The organism is Dactylosporangium sp. NPDC049742, from assembly GCF_040674675.1.
Taxonomy (GTDB): Bacteria; Actinomycetota; Actinomycetes; order Mycobacteriales; family Micromonosporaceae; genus Dactylosporangium; species Dactylosporangium maewongense.
This window is the reverse complement of record NZ_JBFANF010000092.1, coordinates 1-16846: the sequence shown is the minus strand read 5'-3', so window position 1 is coordinate 16846 and position 16846 is coordinate 1. Positions and strand designations below refer to the sequence as shown.

Below are 16846 nucleotides of genomic sequence, written 5' to 3'. Positions count from 1 at the left end.
AGGCCCGGGGCGGCTGTGGAAAACGTGGCGGTTGTGGACAACCTAGAGCTTGACGTCGAAGCGCGGGTCGGCGGCGACGCGCTTGAACGCGGTCAGCGCCTGCGGGGTGTCGTCGACGCGGATGTCGTGGCCGGACTGGTCGCGGGCGGTCTCGAAGTACACGAGACCCTTGATCGCCGGCATGGCCGCGAGGTTCTTCAGCACGGTGTCGAACGTCTTGGCCTTGTTGGCGCCGTTGACCTTCGCGGACGAGTCGTACACGCCCCACTCGGCGACCATGACGGGCTTGCCGGGGTGCTTCGTGGTGGCCCAGGTGTAGAAGCCGGGGTACTTCGACTTCTGGTTGCCGGTGGTGCGGTTCATCAGCGAGGTGAAGTCGCCGCTGTGGAAGCCGTTGGGCTGCGCGTTGAGGTACGAGTCGACGCCGATCCAGTCGATCACGTCGTCGCCCGGGTACAGGTCACCCCACCACGGGGAGTTGTTCCACTTCTCGTAGTTCATGTAGGCGATCGTCGAGACGGCGTTGGTGACGCCGGCGGCGCGCAGCCGCAGGATCGTGTGCCGGTACATGGCGGCGAAGTCCTTCGCGGTCATGCCCGAGCCGGCCTTCGGGTTGACGTCGTTCTCCGGCTCGTGGTGCAGCACCAGGAAGAACGGCTTGGTGAAGTTGGCCTTCAGGTAGGCGGCCTCGCGGTCGATCCGGGCGTCCTGCGCGCCGGCGGCGACCTTCGCCCACGTCGAGCCGTACGCGACCTTCCAGTTGAGCATGAGGGTGCGCGGCCGCGCCGGGTCGGCGGTCATCGCGACCTCGTCCTTGGTCGGGAAGAGCTCGTTGCCCTTGTGGTAGGTGTGGTAGATCGCGGCGGTCCGGCCGGTCTTCTGCTCGAAGGTCTTCAGCGCCTGGTCGCGGGGCACGTCGGAGAAGCCGCCGGCGGCCGCGCCCCACAGCACGCCGCAGGTCGGGACCAGCTTGGCGTCCACCGTGCACCCCGGGCCCGCGGCCGTGGCGTCGGCGGCGAACGCGGCGGTGCCGGTGCCGGCGCCCGCGAGGACACCCGCGGCGAGCACTCCGATCGGCAGCAGGCGGCGCACGACGCGACGGACACGGTCGGAGTTCAGCGTGGCGAACGTCAAAAGATCTCCCCAGGTACTTGCGCCGGGCCCCTGCGGCCTGACCAGAACAAGATTCCGGGGCGGGCGGAGCGCCCCCGGTTCGCCACCGGTTGCCGTTGAGGTGTCCGCCCCACGCTCGATGTCCGCGCCACCGGTGGACACCGGTGGACACCCGTGAACACCGAAGCCGGCACGCACGTTGCAGCGCGGTATCGTTCCGCGGGTGCACATCCGATTCGACGTCCCGGCAGACCCCGCGTACGCGGCCCGGGTCGCCACCGTGCTCAGCGACGTCTACCTGCGCAAGTACCGCTACATCGGCCTCGGGCTGATCGCCTTCGGGCTGGTCGGCCTGTGGGTGCCGATCGGCGGCCGGAACTTCGACGCGAGCCCGTTCTTCACCGTCATCCTGGTCGTCGGCGTGCTGTCGATGCTGTTCCCGTTCTGGGCGCGCCGCTCCGCCCGCCGGCGCCTCGACGGGCTCGCGGTCGACGGCGGCTACGACATCAACGACGACACCGTGACGATGCGCAGCGGCACCGAGCGCGGCAGCCTCGACTGGGACGACGTCACCAAGGTCACCGAGGACCGTGGCTTCTGGGTGCTGTTCACCGGACGGCTCCCCTACACGGTGATCCCCCAGCAGTTCATGACCGCCGAGCAGCAGCAGTCGCTGCGCGAATTCCTGGTGACGCGCGGCAGCCTGCCGCCGGCCGGACCCTGATATTCAGCGTCCGCTGACCGAACAGTCATTCCCGGTACGGACCGGTCTCCGGACATCGAGAGAGCGCTCCCTCGCCCTGAACAGCGCGTTCAACTACAGCGGGGGCTGGTTCCAGGTCGGCAGCGCGCCGACGAACAGCAGCGTCAACCGCTACACCGGGTCGGTGAAGAACGACTCGAACTGCACCATGATGCTGTACACCGCCAACGGCACCTACTTCGCGGTCGCCCACGGCGGCATCAGCGCGCTCGGCGTGTACGTCTATTCCATCTCCATCTGAACATTGGAATGACGTAGCAATTCCGTGAAATGCAAGGAATGGTCCGCCGTGCATCGCGGCGGGCCATTCCGGCGTGCCTTCAGAACGAATAATCAGGTGCGGTGCCGCACGGGCACCGATAGGTTCGGCCACAGGCACAGACACACGAAGAGGAGAACGGTCATGCAGGCATCCGGCGCTCACCCCGGCCTCCCGTCCGTCTCCCCCGCCCGAAAGGCGCTTCGTGTTCCGTCTGTTCGAGAACCCCGCGGACCCGTTCCCGCTTGACGACCGCGCCCCCGCCGCCGGGGTGCGGCGGTTCCTCCTCGAGGAGTTCCGGCCGCTGCGGCCGGTGGTGGCCGCGGCCGCCGCCACCACGCTGCTGTCCGCGGCGATCGAGGTGTGGCTCATCGGCTACGCCGGACGCCTGGTCGACCTGCTCGCCACCAGCAGCCCGGACACGTTCTGGGCCGCGCACGGCCGGGAGCTGCTCGCCGTCGCCGCGTTCGTGCTGGTCGTCTGGCCGCTGCTCACCGTCGCCAGCGAGGCCCTGGACGACATCGCGTTCCGGGCCAACGCGCGGCCGCTCGCCCGCTGGCGGGCACACCGGCACGTGTCGCGGCAGTCGGTCGGCTGGTTCCGCGACGACCTCGCCGGCCGGATCGCCACCTGGGTCCGCGACGGCGGCGACGCGGCGAGCACCGCCGCGTACTCGGTGATCCACACCCTCCTGCACGTCGTCGCGTACGTCGTGGGCTCGGTGTGGCTGATGGCCGGCACCGACGCCCGGCTGCTGCTGCCGCTGGCCGGCTGGATCGTCGCGTACGCGCTGCTCATGCGCTGGGCGGTGCCGCGGTTCCGGCGCGCGTCGGAGCGGCTCCAGGACGCCGAGTCGGAGCTGACCGGGCTGCTCGTCGACTCCTACGCCAACGTCGACACGCTCGCGCTGCTCGGCGGCCGGGGCGCCCGCACCGAGCACGACCGCCTGGTGTTCGCGCGGGCCCGCCGGGCGCACCTGGACCTGCAGCGGGTCGAGGTCACCATGAACTGCACCATGCTGGCGCTCGGCGGCGCGCTGCTGGTCGGCCTCACCGGCTACGGCATCGCGCTGTGGCGGACCGACGCCGCGCCCATCGGCCTGGTCGCGGCGGCGCTGGCGCTGAGCTTCCGGATCACCGCGATGGGCGAGTGGCTGCTGGACGCCGTGTCGGCGCTCTTCAGCGCGGTCGGCGTGCTGCGGCGGGCGCTGCGGACGGTGGCGCAGCCCCTGGCCGTCGCCGACCGGCCCGGCGCGACCCGGCTCGAGGTGCGCGGCGGCGCGATCGCCTTCACCGGCGTCAGCCACCACTACGGCCGGGGAGCGGGCGGGCTCGACCGGATCAGCCTCGACATCGCGGCCGGCGAGCGGGTCGGCGTCGTCGGCCGGTCCGGCGCCGGCAAGTCCACGCTCGTCGGGCTGCTGCTGCGCTTCCACGACGCGGAGGCCGGCACGATCACGATCGACGGCACCGACATCACCGCCGTCACCCAGGAGAGCCTGCGGGACCAGATCGCGATGGTGGCCCAGGAGGCGACGCTGCTGCACCGCTCGGTCCGGGAGAACATCGCCGGACCAGGCCCGTGCGACGAGGAGCGGATCGCGGCGGCGGTACGGCGCGCGGCCGCCACCGCGTTCGTCGCCGCGCTCCGCGACGCGGACGGCCGGACCGGCCTGGACGCGCACGTCGGCGAGCGGGGCGTGCGGCTGTCCGGCGGCCAGCGGCAGCGGATCGCGCTGGCCCGCGCGTTCTACCGGGACGCCCCGGTCCTGGTCCTGGACGAGGCGACGTCCGCCCTGGACTCCGAGGCCGAGGCCGCGATCCACGACACCCTCGCCGCCGTCATGGCCGGCCGCACCGTGATCGCGATCGCCCACCGGCTGTCGACGATCGCCCACCTGGACCGGATCGTGGTCCTCGACGAGGGCCGCATCGCCGAGCAGGGCACCCACGCGGACCTCCTGACCCACGGCGGCCTCTACGCCGACCTGTGGACCCGCCAGTCCGGCGGCTTCCTCGCGACCACCCCCGACACCACCACACCCGACAGAAGCGCACCCGACAGAAGCGCACCCGACGGCACCGCACCCGACGGCACCGCACCCGACGACGGCGCACTCAACAGCGGCGCCGGATCGCCGTCACGGGCCTGACAAGGGCACCGCCGCCCAGGAGTCGGCGCTGGTCTGCCGCCAGGTCAGGGTGTCCGGGCACGGCCAGCCGCGCGCGAGCTGGGCCCGCACGTCGCGCTGGGCGGCCTCGGCCGGAGCGTCCGGCGGGGTGTCCGGCAGGACGCCGCTGGCCACGTTCTCAGGGAACTCGCCCACCGAGAACCGCCACTCCGCCGCCGTCCGGTACAGCAGCACCCATCGGATGTCGGGGTCGGTCAACGCACCTCTCCTCGCCGGTCCTGGACGGGGTCGCCGTGCTCCGGCGCCGGGCCGGCAGTGGCACCTCTGCCGGCCCGGCGTTTCCGGGGGGTGAGCAACGTCAGGCGCCGTCGGCGGGAGCGACGGCGCACCGGAAGGGCGTGGAATCGAGCACGGGAGATCCTTCCGGAGCGAACGATCAATGCTCCGGAAGATGCGGATGAGGCTCCCGCCGCGTTACACACCGACTCCCCGCGACGGCACGGTCACCGCCCGGGGCGCGGTGGGGTCAGGACAGGCCGAGCTCGCCGCGGGCCGGGAACGCGCGGCCCGCCTCCGCCTCCCAGCGGGACACGGCGTCCTGCTTCTGCGCGGCCGAGGGGGCGAGGAAGTCCAGGTACTGCAGGATCACGGCGCGCGTCTCGGCGAACGTGTAGAGGGCCGAGTCGCCGTCTTCCTCGAGGTCGGAGACCCGCACGCCGTCGGGGGTGGCGAGGAAGATCGAGGAGTTGCCCTCGTACTCCTCGGCGGGCGACTCGCCGGCGCGGACCCGGTCGATCTTGTCCAGGAGCATCAGCAGGTCGGGCGCGTACCGGATGATGTCGCTGATCAGCTGGCCGGCGAGGAGGTTGAAGTGGCCGGTCTCGGTCTTCGCCGACGGGACCCCGTACTCGCCGGTGCTGAAGGTGACCCGGTCGCGCATCGCACAAACACCAGTCTTCGTCGATCGACCTGATTGAGCGGCCAGGCCGAGTTCCATGAGCTGGTCGTCGGGAAGTTATCGTAGCTGCCCTCGATCGTCAGGCCGTCGGACTGCCCCCGCCACCGGCGCGGGTTTGGTGGGGTGCGGCGTGCGGTTGGCGAAGGCGTCCTTGATCGCGTCCTCGACGCGCTTGGGGGTGCCAGTTGTCGGGGAAGAACGTGCTGGAGCCGTCCTTCGGGTGCCAGGTCCCGTCGGCCGCCTGGACGTCGACACGGGCGCGGTAGGTGCCGGACGGGTTGCGCTCCAGGACGATCTCCCTGCCCTCGGCGTCCCGGCGGACCCGGGCGCCGGGCGGGTTCCAGCCGTTGTGCCTGTGGTGGTAGCCGGAGCCGCGCAGTCTTGTGCTGTGCGGCGCGCAATGTACCGGTGAGCGAGGCGAGCAGCTGCTCCAGCCCCTGCCCGCCGGTGTCGCCGCCGAGTCCCGTCCGGTCGCCGACCCTGCCGATCGCCCGGTTGAGCGCGGCCTGGATCTCGTACATCGCGCGCTCACCCTGGTCGCGCACCTGCTCGACGCTCGTCTCCAGGGTGGCCAGGGGCGGCGGGGCGGCGTCACCGGCGGCCCCGAGCAGCCGCGCCCTCGACCGGCGCAGCGCCTGGTTGACCGCGTCGGTGAGCAGCTCGCCGAGCTCCTCGCCGGTGAGCCGCATGACCTGCGGGGCGAGGGTGACCGACCGCAGCCGGCCGCGGTCGGCGACCGCCTCGACGGCCCCGTCACCGGCGCGCCCGGTGCCTTCCGCCGCCTCGGGCCGGAGACCGGGGCCCTTGCCGGCGGTGGCCCGCAGCTCGGCGAGCTGCCGCTGCGCCTCGTCGATGCGCCGCGCATAGTCGTCCGTCAGGTCCACCTCCCCGTCGTACCCCCGCCGGACCCGCTGACAGCTACCCGAGGTGGTCGACGGCGTTGTACGTGAGCAATCCGTCACTGTCGAACCGGGTGACGGCGGCGTTGAGGACCGGACCCGCGGCCATGACGGCGGTGACCTCCGCGACGGTGAGCGGCTCCAGCAGATGGCGCAGGGTGAGGACGACCGCGTCGTGCGCGACGATCCAGACCCGCCGGCCGGGGTGGTCGCGCTCCAGGTCGTCGACGGCCGCCCGCACGCGGGCCGCGATGTCGTGGAACGACTCCCCGCCGGGCGGCCGGTAGCCGAACTCGCCGGCCGCGGCGCGGCGGGCCGCCTCCGCCGGGAACCGGGCCCGGACCGCGGCGGTGGTGAGCAGCTCGAGCTCGCCCATCCGCCGGTCGACGAGCCGGTCGTCGAGGGTGGCGTCCGGCAGCGGCACGCCGTGCGCGGCGGCCTCGGTCCGCGCCAGCCGCCACGTCTGTACGGCGCGCAGGAACGGCGAGCACACGACCGCCTCCGGCCGCCGGTCGGGCGGCTGCGCGGCAAGCCACCGCCCGAGCGCCGCCGCCTGCGCCCGCCCGAGTTCCGTCAGCGCGACGGCGGCGTCCGGCCCGGCGACGCCGCTGTCCAGGCGCCCCTCGGCCTCCGCCACCGCGAACGCCGCGTTCGCCGCGCTCTGCCCGTGCCGCACGACCGCCAGTTCGCCGAGCGTGGTCCCCATCGCCCGATGGTCGCACCCGCGCCCGCGCAGCGTCACCCGTCGATACCGGGGGTTTGCGGGCATCGATTAGCATCGCGGGCCGTGCCCCCTGGTGGAGCAGCGCTCGGGATCGACTTCGGCACCACGCACACGGTGGCGGTGGCGGCCGGGGCACCGCTGCTGTTCGACGCGTCGCCGCTGCTGGTGTCGGCGGTGGCGGCCGGCGCGGACGGCACGCTGCTGACCGGGCGGGACGCGCTGCGCGCCGCGCTGCAGGACCCGAGCCGGTTCGAGCCCAACCCGAAGCTGCGGGTCGACGACGGGCGGGTGCTGCTCGGCGGCGCCGAGTACGACGTCGAGGACATCGTGGCCGCGCCGCTGCGCCGGGTCGCGCTGGAGGCCGCGCGGGTGCTCGGCGGCCCCGCGGAGCGCACGGTGCTGACGTGCCCGGCGTCGTGGGCGGCGCGGCGGCGCGAGGTGCTGCTACAGGCGGCGGGGCGGGCCGGGCTCACCGGCGTGACACTCGTGCCGGAGCCGGTCGCGGCGGCCGTGCACCACACCCTCGGGCGCGACCATCCCGTCCCTCCCGGTGGGGTCGTCGCGGTGTACGACCTGGGCGGCGGCACCTTCGACGTCACCCTCCTGCGGGCCGGCGCGGACGGCTGGCGGGTCGTGGCGACCACCGGGCTCGAGGACGTCGGCGGCATCGACCTGGACGCGGCGCTCGTCGACCACCTCGGCAGGACCGTCGGCGCCCGCGAGCCGCGCCGCTGGCGGCGGCTGGTCGAGCCGGCGGACCCGGCGGGGCGGCGGGTGCTGCAGGCGTTCCGCGACGACGTCCGGGGCGCGAAGGAGCAGCTGTCGCGGGCCGCGTCGGCGGTGGTGCGGGTGCCCGGGTTCGAGATCGACGCGTACCTGTCGCGGGAGGAGTTCGAGGCCGTCGCCAGGCCGTGGCTGGTGCGGACGGTCGACGTGCTCGCCGCGCTCGCGGACCGGGCGGGGGTGCGCCGGCTCGACGGCCTGTACCTGGTCGGCGGGTCGAGCCGGATCCCGCTCGTGGCGACGCTGCTGCACCGGCGGTTCGAGGTGGCGCCGACGCTGGTCGAGCAGCCGGAGCTGGTGGTGGCGCTGGGCAGCGTGCGCGTGCCGGACGGGCAGGAGCCGGTCCCGGCCGGGGCGGTCCACCCGAGCGACCCGCCGCACCAGCCCACCGACCCGTCCCAGCCGCCCGCCACCGACCCGTCCCAGCCCACCGGCGATCCGTCGCAGCGGACCGCCGGTTGGTCGTCCCCGCAGCCCCCGAGCGCGACGCCCGGCGGGCCGCCGGTGTCGCCGGCGCACGCGATGCCCGGGCCGGCATCGGGGAGTGGGCGGATGCGTGCCGGTGGCGTGGCGGCGCTCGTCGTGGTCGTCCTCGCGGTGTTCCTGGCGCTGCAGTACAACTGGGGCGGCGGCCAGGGAAACCGTAGCCCCGGCGACACGACCGGCACCACCGGCGCCGGCACCGCCGCCGCGGGTGCCGCCGGCGGGAAGCAGACCGTCAAGGTGGGCAGGACCGCCTGGTACGCAGGCTTCCGCATCGACTTCGGCACGGCCACCTACGACCCCGGCGCCGAGCAGCCGGTGCGCGTCGAGCTGAAGGTCGGCAACCGCGGCCGGCAGGACGCCGACCTGCTCGGCGTCACCGTCCCGATGTCGATCCGGTTCGGCGACAGGACGACGCAGGGCAGCTACACGGGGTCGCGCCGGGTCGGCGCCCGCTCCGACGTCGAGGTGGGCGTCGCGTTCCCGGTCAAGGGGCCGGTGAACCTCGCCGACGGGGTGCTGACCGTCGGCGGCGACGACCGCCTCACCGCCCAGATCCCGTTCCGGGCGGGCGCCTCGGCGCCGCCGGTGGTCGGCCCCGTGCAGATCCTGGCGCCGGCGACGGCCGCCACCGACGGGTTGACGTTCAAGAACGTCACCTGCGAGCTGCGCACCGACTTCCTCGACGCGCACCAGCAGGTCAGCGCGAAGGACCGGGCGATCGGCTGCGCGTTCGACGTGTCGTTCAGCGGCAGCCGGTACGCCGGCGTCGGCCCGGACGGGCTGCGGCTGGTCATGCCGGACGGCTCGGTCCGCGCGCCGCAGCGGTACCCGGCGTTCCACCTGAACAACGGCGAAGAGCGGCGCGACGAGCTGGTCGAGTTCGTGTTCGGCTGGCCGGTGACCGGATCGGGCGGGTTCGCGCTGCGCGGGTTCGACACCGACCTGCGCAACCCCGACCGCAAGGACCTCCCGCTCACATTGCCGTGACGCGGGCGCGCAGGCAGAATCCGGCCGTGAACTCTCCAGCACGGCCGCCGCGGGGCAAGCGCGGGATCATCGTCGGCGCCGCCGCCGTCACCGTCGCGGCGGCCGTCGTCGCCGGGCTGGTGATCGCCGGGCGCGACGGCGGCAGCGGTCCGGCAGCGGGCCCCGCGACGTCAGGTCCGGCGACGACCGCCAGTACACCGGCGGCGAACGCGAACCAGGGCTCCCCCACGGCGGGCACGAGCGGCGCCACCACCGCCCCCGCACCGAGCAGCCCCGGCGCACCGGGCACACCGGCCACGACGGCGGCGGCGACGGTCGCGATGCCGAACCTGATCGGCAAGAACGCGGCGGCCGCCCGGATCGAGCTGGAGCGGCTCGGCTTCGGCGACGTGCGGTTCGGCTCGCAGGACGCCGCCGAGACGAGCGTCGTGCTGCCGCAGAACTGGACGGTGACCCGGCAGTCGGCCGCCGCCGGCGCGCGCGTGCCGACGACGACCGCGATCGTGCTGACCTGCACCCGCCGGGTCTGACCAGGCCCGGGCCTTCACGTGGTCTGGTCGACCTTCGGCGTGACCAGGTGCGCGTAGCGGCGGGTGGCCACGAGCAGGAACCTGCCGTCGCCCTGCCGCGAGAACTGGCTGCCGACCAGGTCGACCACCGCGGCCTGCTGCGGCAGCGACTCGACGAGCCGGCCGACCGTGGCCCACATCTGCTTCTCGGTCGCCCCCTTGTGGAACAGGTAGGTCTCGAAGTACGTGATGTCCTGCGTCTTCGTGGTCTTGAGGTGCTGGCGCAGCGACCGGCGGATCGCGGTGTTGTCGGCCGCGAGCTCGGCCCGCGTGGCCGTGCCGGGCGACGGCCGGGCGCCGAGCAGCGACTGGAGCGTGGTGGCGTAGGCCGCCAGTGAGCCGCGGAGGGCGGCCGCGTAGTCCTCGCCCTTCGCGACGCTCTTCTCGTCGGCCAGGAGCTGGTCGGCGATCTCGCCGATGTGGCCCAGCCGGGCCCGCATGGTCCGCTCGAACTCGAGGTCCAGGTCGGCCGTGCTGATGACGGGCAGCGACGACAGCGGCCCGTCGGGGAACACCCGCACGGTCAGCGCCTGGTCCTTGGCCGCGCCGCCGCCCCCGCCGACGCCCGTGTACGGGTCGCCGTCGATGATCATCCAGCTGACGGCGCCGACCTCGCCCAGGTCCGGGCGCAGCGCCGGCTCGGCGCGCTTGAGGTTGCCCAGGATCTCGCCCAGCACGTCGCCGGTGACCGCCATCTTCCCCGTGACCGACGCGTGCCGGTCGGCCCCGTCCTTGTCCGTCTGGGCGAGCGCGGCGCGGTCGCGCCCCCTCAGGTACTGGGTGACCCGCGGGTCGCCGAGCAGCGCGCGGGGATCCTTGCCGGACAGGCCGTCGCCGGACTCGCCCCGCAGCCCCCGCTGGTGGACGAGGGCGGCGTCGATCTCGGTGAACTGGCCGGGCGTGAGCCCGACGGCGGCGCTGGTCAGCACGCGGACCTTGTACCTCGCGCCGCCGTCGAGGACCACGTGCACCTCGCCGGTGCCGATCCGCTTGTCGTCCAGGCCCGTGTGGGTGGCGTCGGCGTACAGGTCGACGAGGTTGCCCGGGGCCAGCCGGTGTTCGGGTTGCATCGCTGCTCCTTCGCGCTCGGTGGGTTCGCGGCGATGGAGACGCGCCGGGTAGCGGTTCCGATACGGAGTGTCGCCATCCTGACATCGCTGCGTGCCGGGGCGATCACCCTGAGCCAATGATGATTGCCGATGTTGACCCGACCGCATGGACGGTCGTAGTTTTCATCGACATCAATGGTCGATGAGAAGAATTTCCGTCGGCCGGACGTTCAGGAGGCACCGCCATGCCATCGAAACGTGCCCTGCGCCGCCCGCTGCTCGCGGGCGCCGCGCTGGCCCTCGCGAGCGCGCTCGGCGCCGTCGCGGTCACCGCGGCCACCGCCGGCCCGGCCGCCGCGGCCCCGAACAGCTGCGGCTTCGTGTTCGACGACTTCAACTACAGCTCGTCCGCCGACGGGAACTTCACCGGCCACGGGTGGACCCCGCGGGGCAACGCCGGCGGTCCCGGCGTCCCGGGCGCCACGTGGGCGCCCGGCAACGTCACGTTCCCGACGTCCGGCGGCCAGAAGGTCATGCAGCTGACCGCGTCGACGAACGGCACCGGCGCCGGGACGCGGCACGCCGAGGTGTACTCGAACCAGAAGCGGTACTTCGAGGGCACCTACGCCAGCCGGATCCGCTTCGCCGACGCGCCGGCGAGCGGCAACGACGGCGACCACATCAACGAGACGTTCTTCGCGATCAGCCCGCTCAACGGCGACCTCGACCCGACCTACAGCGAGCTCGACTTCTCCGAGTACCTGCCGAACGGCGGCTGGGGCGAGGCCGGGCCGATCAACTACCAGACGAGCTGGTACACGTACCGCAACGAGCCGTGGCTGGCCGACAACACCCACTCCGAGCAGCGGCGCAGCATCGACGGCTGGCACGACCTGGTGGTCCAGGTGTCCGGCGGGCACGTCAAGTACCACATCGACGGCGTCCTCGTCGGCGACCACTCCGGCAAGTTCTACCCGCGGCAGACGATGACGGTGAACTGGAACCTGTGGTTCATCGACCTCGCCACCCACACCGGCGGCACCTCGACGTACGTGCAACAGGTCGACTGGTTCCTCTTCGCCCGCAACCAGGTGCTGTCGCCCGCCGCGGCGACGGCCCAGGTCAACACCTACCGGGCGGCCGGCAGCACCTTCACCGACACGTTCGACACCGCCCCGGCGTGCGGCGGCCAGTCCGGTACCTCGGCGATCATCGGCAACGGCAGCAACCGCTGCATCGACGTGCCGAGCTCCAACGCCACCGACGGCAACCGCCTGCAGATCTGGGACTGCAACGGCACCGGCGCCCAGCAGTGGACCTTCGCCGCCGACGGCTCGCTGCGCGCGCTCGGCAAGTGCATGGACGTCTCCGGCGGCGGCACCGCCGACGGCACGGTCGTGCAGCTGTGGACCTGCAACGGCACCGGCGCGCAGAAGTTCACGCTGACCGCCGCCGGCGACCTCGTGAACCCGCAGTCCAACAAGTGCGTCGACGTGCAGAACGTGGCCACCGCCAACGGCTCCAAACTGCACATCTGGACCTGCAACGGCGCCAGCAACCAGAAGTGGCACCGGTAGCACCGGCTGCTCGCCTTCGCCGGGGCGGCCGCTGTACGGGTAGCGGCCGCCCCGGCGTCTCTCAGCCTTCCTCTCGGCCCGGCGTCACAGGCCGGGCAGCACGGCGATCGCCGGCGTGCGTGGCCTCGCGCCGCCGGCGCGCTCGCCGCGCGGGCGGTGCCGCTCGTCGAGCAGGCGGTTGGCGTTGCGGGTGGTGAGGGCGCGCCAGGCGGGGTCGACGGTGCGGGCCTGGGCGAGGGCGCCGGCGGCCGGGGTCCAGCAGTAGTCGCTGCCGTACAGGACCCGGTCGTCGCCGAACGCGCGGGCCAGCGCCGGCGCGGCGTGCGGGAACGGGGTGCCGGCGATGTCGTACCAGAAGCCGGCGAGCTGCTCGTCGACGGCCGGGCCCGGCACCTGCTCCGGCAGCAGGCCACGGAACAGCTCGAGACGCTCGGCGAGCACCGGCAGCGCGCCGCCGCTGTGCGAGAAGACCCAGCGGATGTTGCGGTGCCGGTGCACGGTCCCGCTCAGGACGAGGTCGGCGGCCGCCCGGGCCGAGTCGAAGATGAACTCCAGCATCGGCCGGGGGCGGCCGCCCGAGACCCGCTCCCAGTTCGGCGGCGACACCGGGTGCACGAACACGATCGCGCCGCGGCGGTCGAGCTCCGCGTACAGCTCGGCGTAGCGCGGGTCGCCGGGGTACACGCCGTGCGCGTTGCTCAGCACGGCCACGCCGGCGGCGCCGAGCTCGTCGAGCGCGTACGTCGCCTCGGCGAGCGCACCCGCCACGTCGGGCATCGGCAGCGCGGCGAAGTGGCCGAAGCGGTCCGGGAACCGCTCCACGACCCCGGCGGAGAACCGGTTCAGGGACCGGGCAAGGGCGCGGGCGGCCGCGTCGTTGCCGAAGTGGGTGCCGGGCGAGGAGACCGACAGCACCGCGCGGGCGATGCCGGCCTCGTCCATCATCGCGAGGTGCTCCGGCACGCTCCAGGTGGCCCAGCGGGGCATGCCTTCGGGGTGGACGTGGCCCGCGCGGGTGGCCGCTTCAACGTACTCGGGCGTGACGAAGTGCGAGTGCACGTCGACGAGCTGGCGCTCCGGACCGCTCATGCCGCCACCTCCGCCACGAGCAGGCCGGTGGAGGCGGCGACCGCCCTGCTCTCCCGCAGCCGCAGGCCGGCGTCGGCGAACAGCGCGGCGAACTCGGCCTCGGTGCGCTCCCGCCCCGGGTGCAGGGTCAGCATGATGAGGTCGCGGAGCTTGCCGTCGTGCGGGGTGTCGCCGGCCGGCAGGATCGCGTCGACGACGAGCAGGACGTCGCCCGGGCCCATGGCGCGCCGGACGTTGCGCAGGATCGTCGCGGACTGGGCGTCGTCCCAGTCGTGCAGGATCATCGACATCAGGTACACCTGGCCGCGCGCGGGGACCTCGGCGAAGAAGTCCCCGGCGGCGAGCCTGGCCCGGTCCGCGACCCCGGCGGCGCTGAGCACCTCGGCGGCGTGCACGACGACGTCCGGCCGGTCGAAGACGGTCACCTCGAGGTCCGGGTAGCGGCGCAGCAGCGCGGCGGCCAGGTGCCCGCGGCCGCCGCCGACGTCGACGAGCGAGCGGACGCCGCTGAGGTCGTGCGCCTCGACGGTCGCCGCGTGCAGCTCCCGCGACAGGTCGCCCATCGCGCCGGCGAACACCGCGGCGCGGCCCGGGTCGTCGGCCAGCCGGCTCCACCAGTCCGCGCCGCCGTGCAGGTGCGGGAACGCGGGCGCGCCGGTCTGGACGCTGTACAGGAGCCCGCCGAGCGCGGCGTGCCGCTGGGTGTCGCCCCACAGCCGGGCCCAGTTGCGCAGCGACCCCTCCACGCCGTCGCGGAGCGCGTCGGAGAGCGCCGTGCCCGCGTACGTGCGGGGCGCCACCTCGGTGAACACCCCCTGCGACGCGAGGGCCCGCAGCAGCCTGTGCAGAGCGTCCGGGTCGGTGCCGGTGTGCCCGGCGAGCTCCTCGACCCGGCGCGGCCCGTCGGCGGTCAAGTCCGCGAGCCCGAGCTCCGCGGCGACCGCCACCGCCTGCGTGACCAGGGACGCGTGCAGCATCCGCATCATCCGCGCCCGCACCGCCGCCTCGGGCGCGACTTCCGCCTCGGGTGCGGCGGCCGGTGGCGCGGTCGTGGAGAGAACGGTCATCGCACACCCCCGGCGACTCGGTGATCGGCGACGTCATCCGTGATGACATCGGTGACGTCGGTGATGACGTCGGTGGCGGCCCGGTCGGCGGTGACCCGCTCGGCGAGGTAGGCGGTGATCGCCGCGACGCTCGGGCGGTCCCACAGCAGCGAGCTGGGCAGCGCGAACCGCGCCCGCCGGTGCAGCCGCTGCCGGATCGACTCGGACAGCAGCGAGTCGACGCCGAGCTCCGACAGCGGGCGGTGGGCGTCGATCGCGGCGGGGTCGAGGCGCAGCTCGTGGGCGACGACCTCGCGTACCGCGGCCTCCACCTGCTCGGCGAGGTCGTCGCCGGTCAGCTCGGGCCAGCCGGCCACCTCCGGCGCGCCGGCGTCCCCCGCCGGCACCTCGGCGTGCGACACCACGCCGAACCGGACCCCGAGCAGCTCGGCGAGGACCACCCCGTCGAGCCCCGCGACGCGGACGTCGACCACGGTGTCGCCGGACGGCTCGACGGCGACGAGGTCGACCCCGACGAGCGCATCGTCCGGTGGCGGCCCGGCGACCGCGACGTGCCGCAGCCGCCCCGGCATCCGCAGCCGGGCCGGCGCCGGGAAGGTGACCGGCGCCGCCGACAGCCCCGCGTCGAACAGCGACGCCCACGTGCGCACCGGCATGAGCCCGTCGGGGTCGGCGGCGATGCGGGCCACCACCCGCCCGCCGGTCCGCCGGACCTCGCGGACCACCCACGGGAACCCGATCCCGACCACGCCGATCTCGCGCAGCAGGTCCATCACCCGCTCGGCCGGCACCACCACCGCCCCGGCCGGCGGCAGCTCCAACCGCCCGGTCCCCACCACCCCACCGCCGGCGGTGGCGGTGGCGTGGGTGGCCCAGGCGGAGTCGGAGCCGCCGGCCAGCCGGGAGCTGAGGCGGACCGCGCCGTCCTGGCGGACGACCTGCACGTCGCGCGGGGCGCCCAGAGTGAGCGGCACGCGCAGCGTGACGTCGGTCAGGTCCGGCGTCTCGGCGGCCGCGAGCAGGGTCGTGAGGACCACGGCGGCGGGCAGGACCTCGGTGCCGAGGACCCGGTGGCCGCCCGGGTACGGCCGGCTCCCCTCATCCAGCCGCGTCTGCCACAGCCACACGGGCTCGGTGCCCTGCACGACGGTCCGCCGGCCGAGCACGGTGTGGGCGGTGACGTCGTGCTGCTGCACGGGCTCGGCGGCGGGCTCCGGCTCGGCCCAGAAGCGGCGGTGCTGCCACGCCATCGGCGGCAGCTCCGCGCGGCCGCCGCCGGGGAAGACGAGCGACCAGTCGACCGGCACGCCGGCGCAGTACAGCGCGCCCAGGGTCCCCAGCATCGTGGGCCGCTCCGGCTGGTCGCGGCGCAGGGTCGGCAGGACGGTCGCGCCGTCGGCGGTCTGCAGGATCGAGTGCGCGACGACCGGGTGCGTCGACACCTCCAGGAACACCCGGTGCCCGTCGTCGGTCGCGGCCCGCACGGCCTCGGCGAAGCGCACCGGGTTGCGCAGGTTCGCGGCCCAGTAGGCGGCGTCGCGCGGCGGGTCGGCCCGCGGGTCGGCCAGCGTCGTGCCGTAGGCGGGGACCGTGCCGGCCCGCGGGGCGACCTCGACCGCGAGCAGGCCCGGCACGAGCGGGTCCATGTGCGGGCTGTGGAACGCGACGTCGGTGTTGACCCGCCGCGCGGTGAGCCCCGAAGCGGCGAGGAAACGGTCGAGGGCTGCCGCGTCGCCGCTCAGTACCGTCGAGGAGGGCGAGGCGGAGATCGCGGCCACGACGTCCGGTGCGCCGGCCAGGCGCGCCGACGCCTCGGCGAACGGCAGCCCGACCAGCGCCATCGCGCCCTTGCCGGCGGCGTCGCGCAGCAGCCGGGAGCGGCGGCAGATGAGCCGGGCGGCGTCGGTCAGGTCGAGCCGGCCGGAGACGACCGCGGCGGCGATCTCGCCCACGGAGTGGCCGATGACGGCGGCCGGTCGCAGCCCGTACGACATCCAGACGCGCGCGAGGCCGACCTGCATCAGGAACGTCAGCGCCTGCACCCGGCCCACCTCCTCCAGGTCGCCGTCGGCGATCACCTGGCGGGGCGACACCCCGAGCTCCTCGCGGTAGACGGCGTCGACCTCGGCGAACGTGCGCGCCAGCTCCGGCTCGGTCGCCAGCAGCTCGCGGCCCATGCCGATCCACTGCGCGCCGTGGCCGGAGAACACCCAGACGACCGGGGTGTCACCGCCGCGCGGCGCGCGGCCCTGGACGACACCGTCCGCGGGGCGATCGGCGGCCACGGCGGCCAGGCGCTCGATGAGCTCGTCGCGGTCGGCGGCGACGACGGCCGCGCGGACCGGCAGCCCGGCGCGGACCCGGCCGAGGCTCGCGCCGACGGCGTCGAGCG

14 protein-coding genes and 1 pseudogene are annotated in these 16846 nt (G+C 74.3%); 5 read left to right on the top strand and 10 right to left on the bottom strand.

Annotated elements, in window-relative coordinates:
- Positions 1–42: 42 nt before the first annotated feature.
- Positions 43–1134, bottom strand: a complete 1092-nt coding sequence (locus AB0J72_RS53905; protein WP_363415417.1) for an endoglucanase — start codon at positions 1132–1134, stop codon at positions 43–45.
- A gap of 202 nt (positions 1135–1336) precedes the next feature.
- Between AB0J72_RS53905 and AB0J72_RS53900 the strand changes: the two genes are divergently transcribed.
- A complete protein-coding gene (locus AB0J72_RS53900; RefSeq protein WP_363415414.1) occupies positions 1337–1837 on the top strand; it encodes a YcxB family protein in 501 nt (166 codons plus the stop codon).
- Between the two features lie 503 nt (positions 1838–2340).
- Positions 2341–4287: an ABC transporter ATP-binding protein gene (locus tag AB0J72_RS53895; protein WP_363415411.1), complete on the top strand. Its 1947-nt coding sequence runs from the start codon at positions 2341–2343 to the stop codon at positions 4285–4287.
- Here the strand turns inward: AB0J72_RS53895 and AB0J72_RS53890 are convergent.
- The 5 genes and pseudogenes from AB0J72_RS53890 to AB0J72_RS53870 all read right to left on the bottom strand — a co-directional run bounded on the left by AB0J72_RS53890 (position 4276) and on the right by AB0J72_RS53870 (position 6829).
- Positions 4276–4524 (bottom strand): hypothetical protein, encoded by a 249-nt coding sequence (locus tag AB0J72_RS53890; protein WP_363415408.1) that lies wholly within the window; start codon positions 4522–4524, stop codon positions 4276–4278. The two genes, AB0J72_RS53895 and AB0J72_RS53890, sit on opposite strands and share 12 nt — an antisense overlap.
- A 268-nt stretch (positions 4525–4792) precedes the next feature.
- A complete protein-coding gene (locus AB0J72_RS53885) occupies positions 4793–5206 on the bottom strand; it encodes a hypothetical protein (RefSeq protein ID WP_363415405.1) in 414 nt (137 codons plus the stop codon).
- A gap of 97 nt (positions 5207–5303) precedes the next feature.
- Positions 5304–5756, bottom strand: a complete 453-nt coding sequence (locus AB0J72_RS53880; protein WP_363415475.1) for an EndoU domain-containing protein — start codon at positions 5754–5756, stop codon at positions 5304–5306.
- Between the two features lie 142 nt (positions 5757–5898).
- A pseudogene (locus AB0J72_RS53875) lies at positions 5899–6108 on the bottom strand (hypothetical protein); the annotation flags it as partial.
- Positions 6109–6142: 34 nt separating this feature from the next.
- Complete coding sequence (locus AB0J72_RS53870) at positions 6143–6829, bottom strand: histidine phosphatase family protein (RefSeq protein WP_363415403.1); 687 nt, start codon at positions 6827–6829, stop codon at positions 6143–6145.
- An 81-nt stretch (positions 6830–6910) separates the two neighbouring features.
- On the opposite strand from AB0J72_RS53870, the gene AB0J72_RS53865 reads away from it, so the two are divergent.
- Together AB0J72_RS53865 and AB0J72_RS53860 are read left to right on the top strand one after the other, a co-directional pair.
- Entirely contained in the window at positions 6911–9103 is a 2193-nt protein-coding gene (locus AB0J72_RS53865; RefSeq protein ID WP_363415400.1) for an Hsp70 family protein, read from the top strand.
- Positions 9104–9129: 26 nt separating this feature from the next.
- A complete protein-coding gene (locus AB0J72_RS53860; RefSeq protein ID WP_363415397.1) occupies positions 9130–9633 on the top strand; it encodes a PASTA domain-containing protein in 504 nt (167 codons plus the stop codon).
- Between the two features lie 14 nt (positions 9634–9647).
- Here the strand turns inward: AB0J72_RS53860 and AB0J72_RS53855 are convergent, their stop codons facing one another.
- Positions 9648–10742, bottom strand: coding sequence for a hypothetical protein (locus AB0J72_RS53855; protein ID WP_363415394.1), 1095 nt, complete (start codon positions 10740–10742; stop codon positions 9648–9650).
- A 224-nt stretch (positions 10743–10966) separates the two neighbouring features.
- Between AB0J72_RS53855 and AB0J72_RS53850 the strand changes: the two genes are divergently transcribed.
- Positions 10967–12298 carry a ricin-type beta-trefoil lectin domain protein gene (locus tag AB0J72_RS53850; protein WP_363415391.1) on the top strand — a complete coding sequence of 444 codons (1332 nt, stop codon included), beginning with the start codon at positions 10967–10969 and terminating at the stop codon, positions 12296–12298.
- Between the two features lie 84 nt (positions 12299–12382).
- On the opposite strand, the gene AB0J72_RS53845 is transcribed toward AB0J72_RS53850, so the two are convergent.
- The 3 genes from AB0J72_RS53845 to AB0J72_RS53835 form a co-directional block, all read right to left on the bottom strand.
- Positions 12383–13387 (bottom strand): amidohydrolase family protein, encoded by a 1005-nt coding sequence (locus AB0J72_RS53845; RefSeq protein WP_363415388.1) that lies wholly within the window; start codon positions 13385–13387, stop codon positions 12383–12385.
- A complete protein-coding gene (locus AB0J72_RS53840) occupies positions 13384–14454 on the bottom strand; it encodes a methyltransferase (RefSeq protein ID WP_363415385.1) in 1071 nt (356 codons plus the stop codon). The genes AB0J72_RS53845 and AB0J72_RS53840 overlap by 4 nt, the downstream gene beginning before the upstream one ends.
- On the bottom strand, positions 14451–16846 hold a 2396-nt coding region (locus AB0J72_RS53835), incomplete at its 5' end, for an acyltransferase domain-containing protein (protein ID WP_363415382.1). The genes AB0J72_RS53835 and AB0J72_RS53840, both read right to left, overlap by 4 nt.

Excerpts from the sequence above, each read along its gene's own strand:
- AB0J72_RS53885 (WP_363415405.1), bottom strand. The coding sequence starts at position 5,206 with ATGCGCGACCGGGTCACCTTCAGCACCGGCGAGTACGGGGTCCCGTCG.
- AB0J72_RS53870 (WP_363415403.1), bottom strand. The coding sequence starts at position 6,829 with ATGGGGACCACGCTCGGCGAACTGGCGGTCGTGCGGCACGGGCAGAGC.
- AB0J72_RS53855 (WP_363415394.1), bottom strand. The coding sequence starts at position 10,742 with ATGCAACCCGAACACCGGCTGGCCCCGGGCAACCTCGTCGACCTGTAC.
- AB0J72_RS53850 (WP_363415391.1), top strand. The coding sequence starts at position 10,967 with ATGCCATCGAAACGTGCCCTGCGCCGCCCGCTGCTCGCGGGCGCCGCG.
- AB0J72_RS53845 (WP_363415388.1), bottom strand. The coding sequence starts at position 13,387 with ATGAGCGGTCCGGAGCGCCAGCTCGTCGACGTGCACTCGCACTTCGTC.
- AB0J72_RS53840 (WP_363415385.1), bottom strand. The coding sequence starts at position 14,454 with ATGACCGTTCTCTCCACGACCGCGCCACCGGCCGCCGCACCCGAGGCG.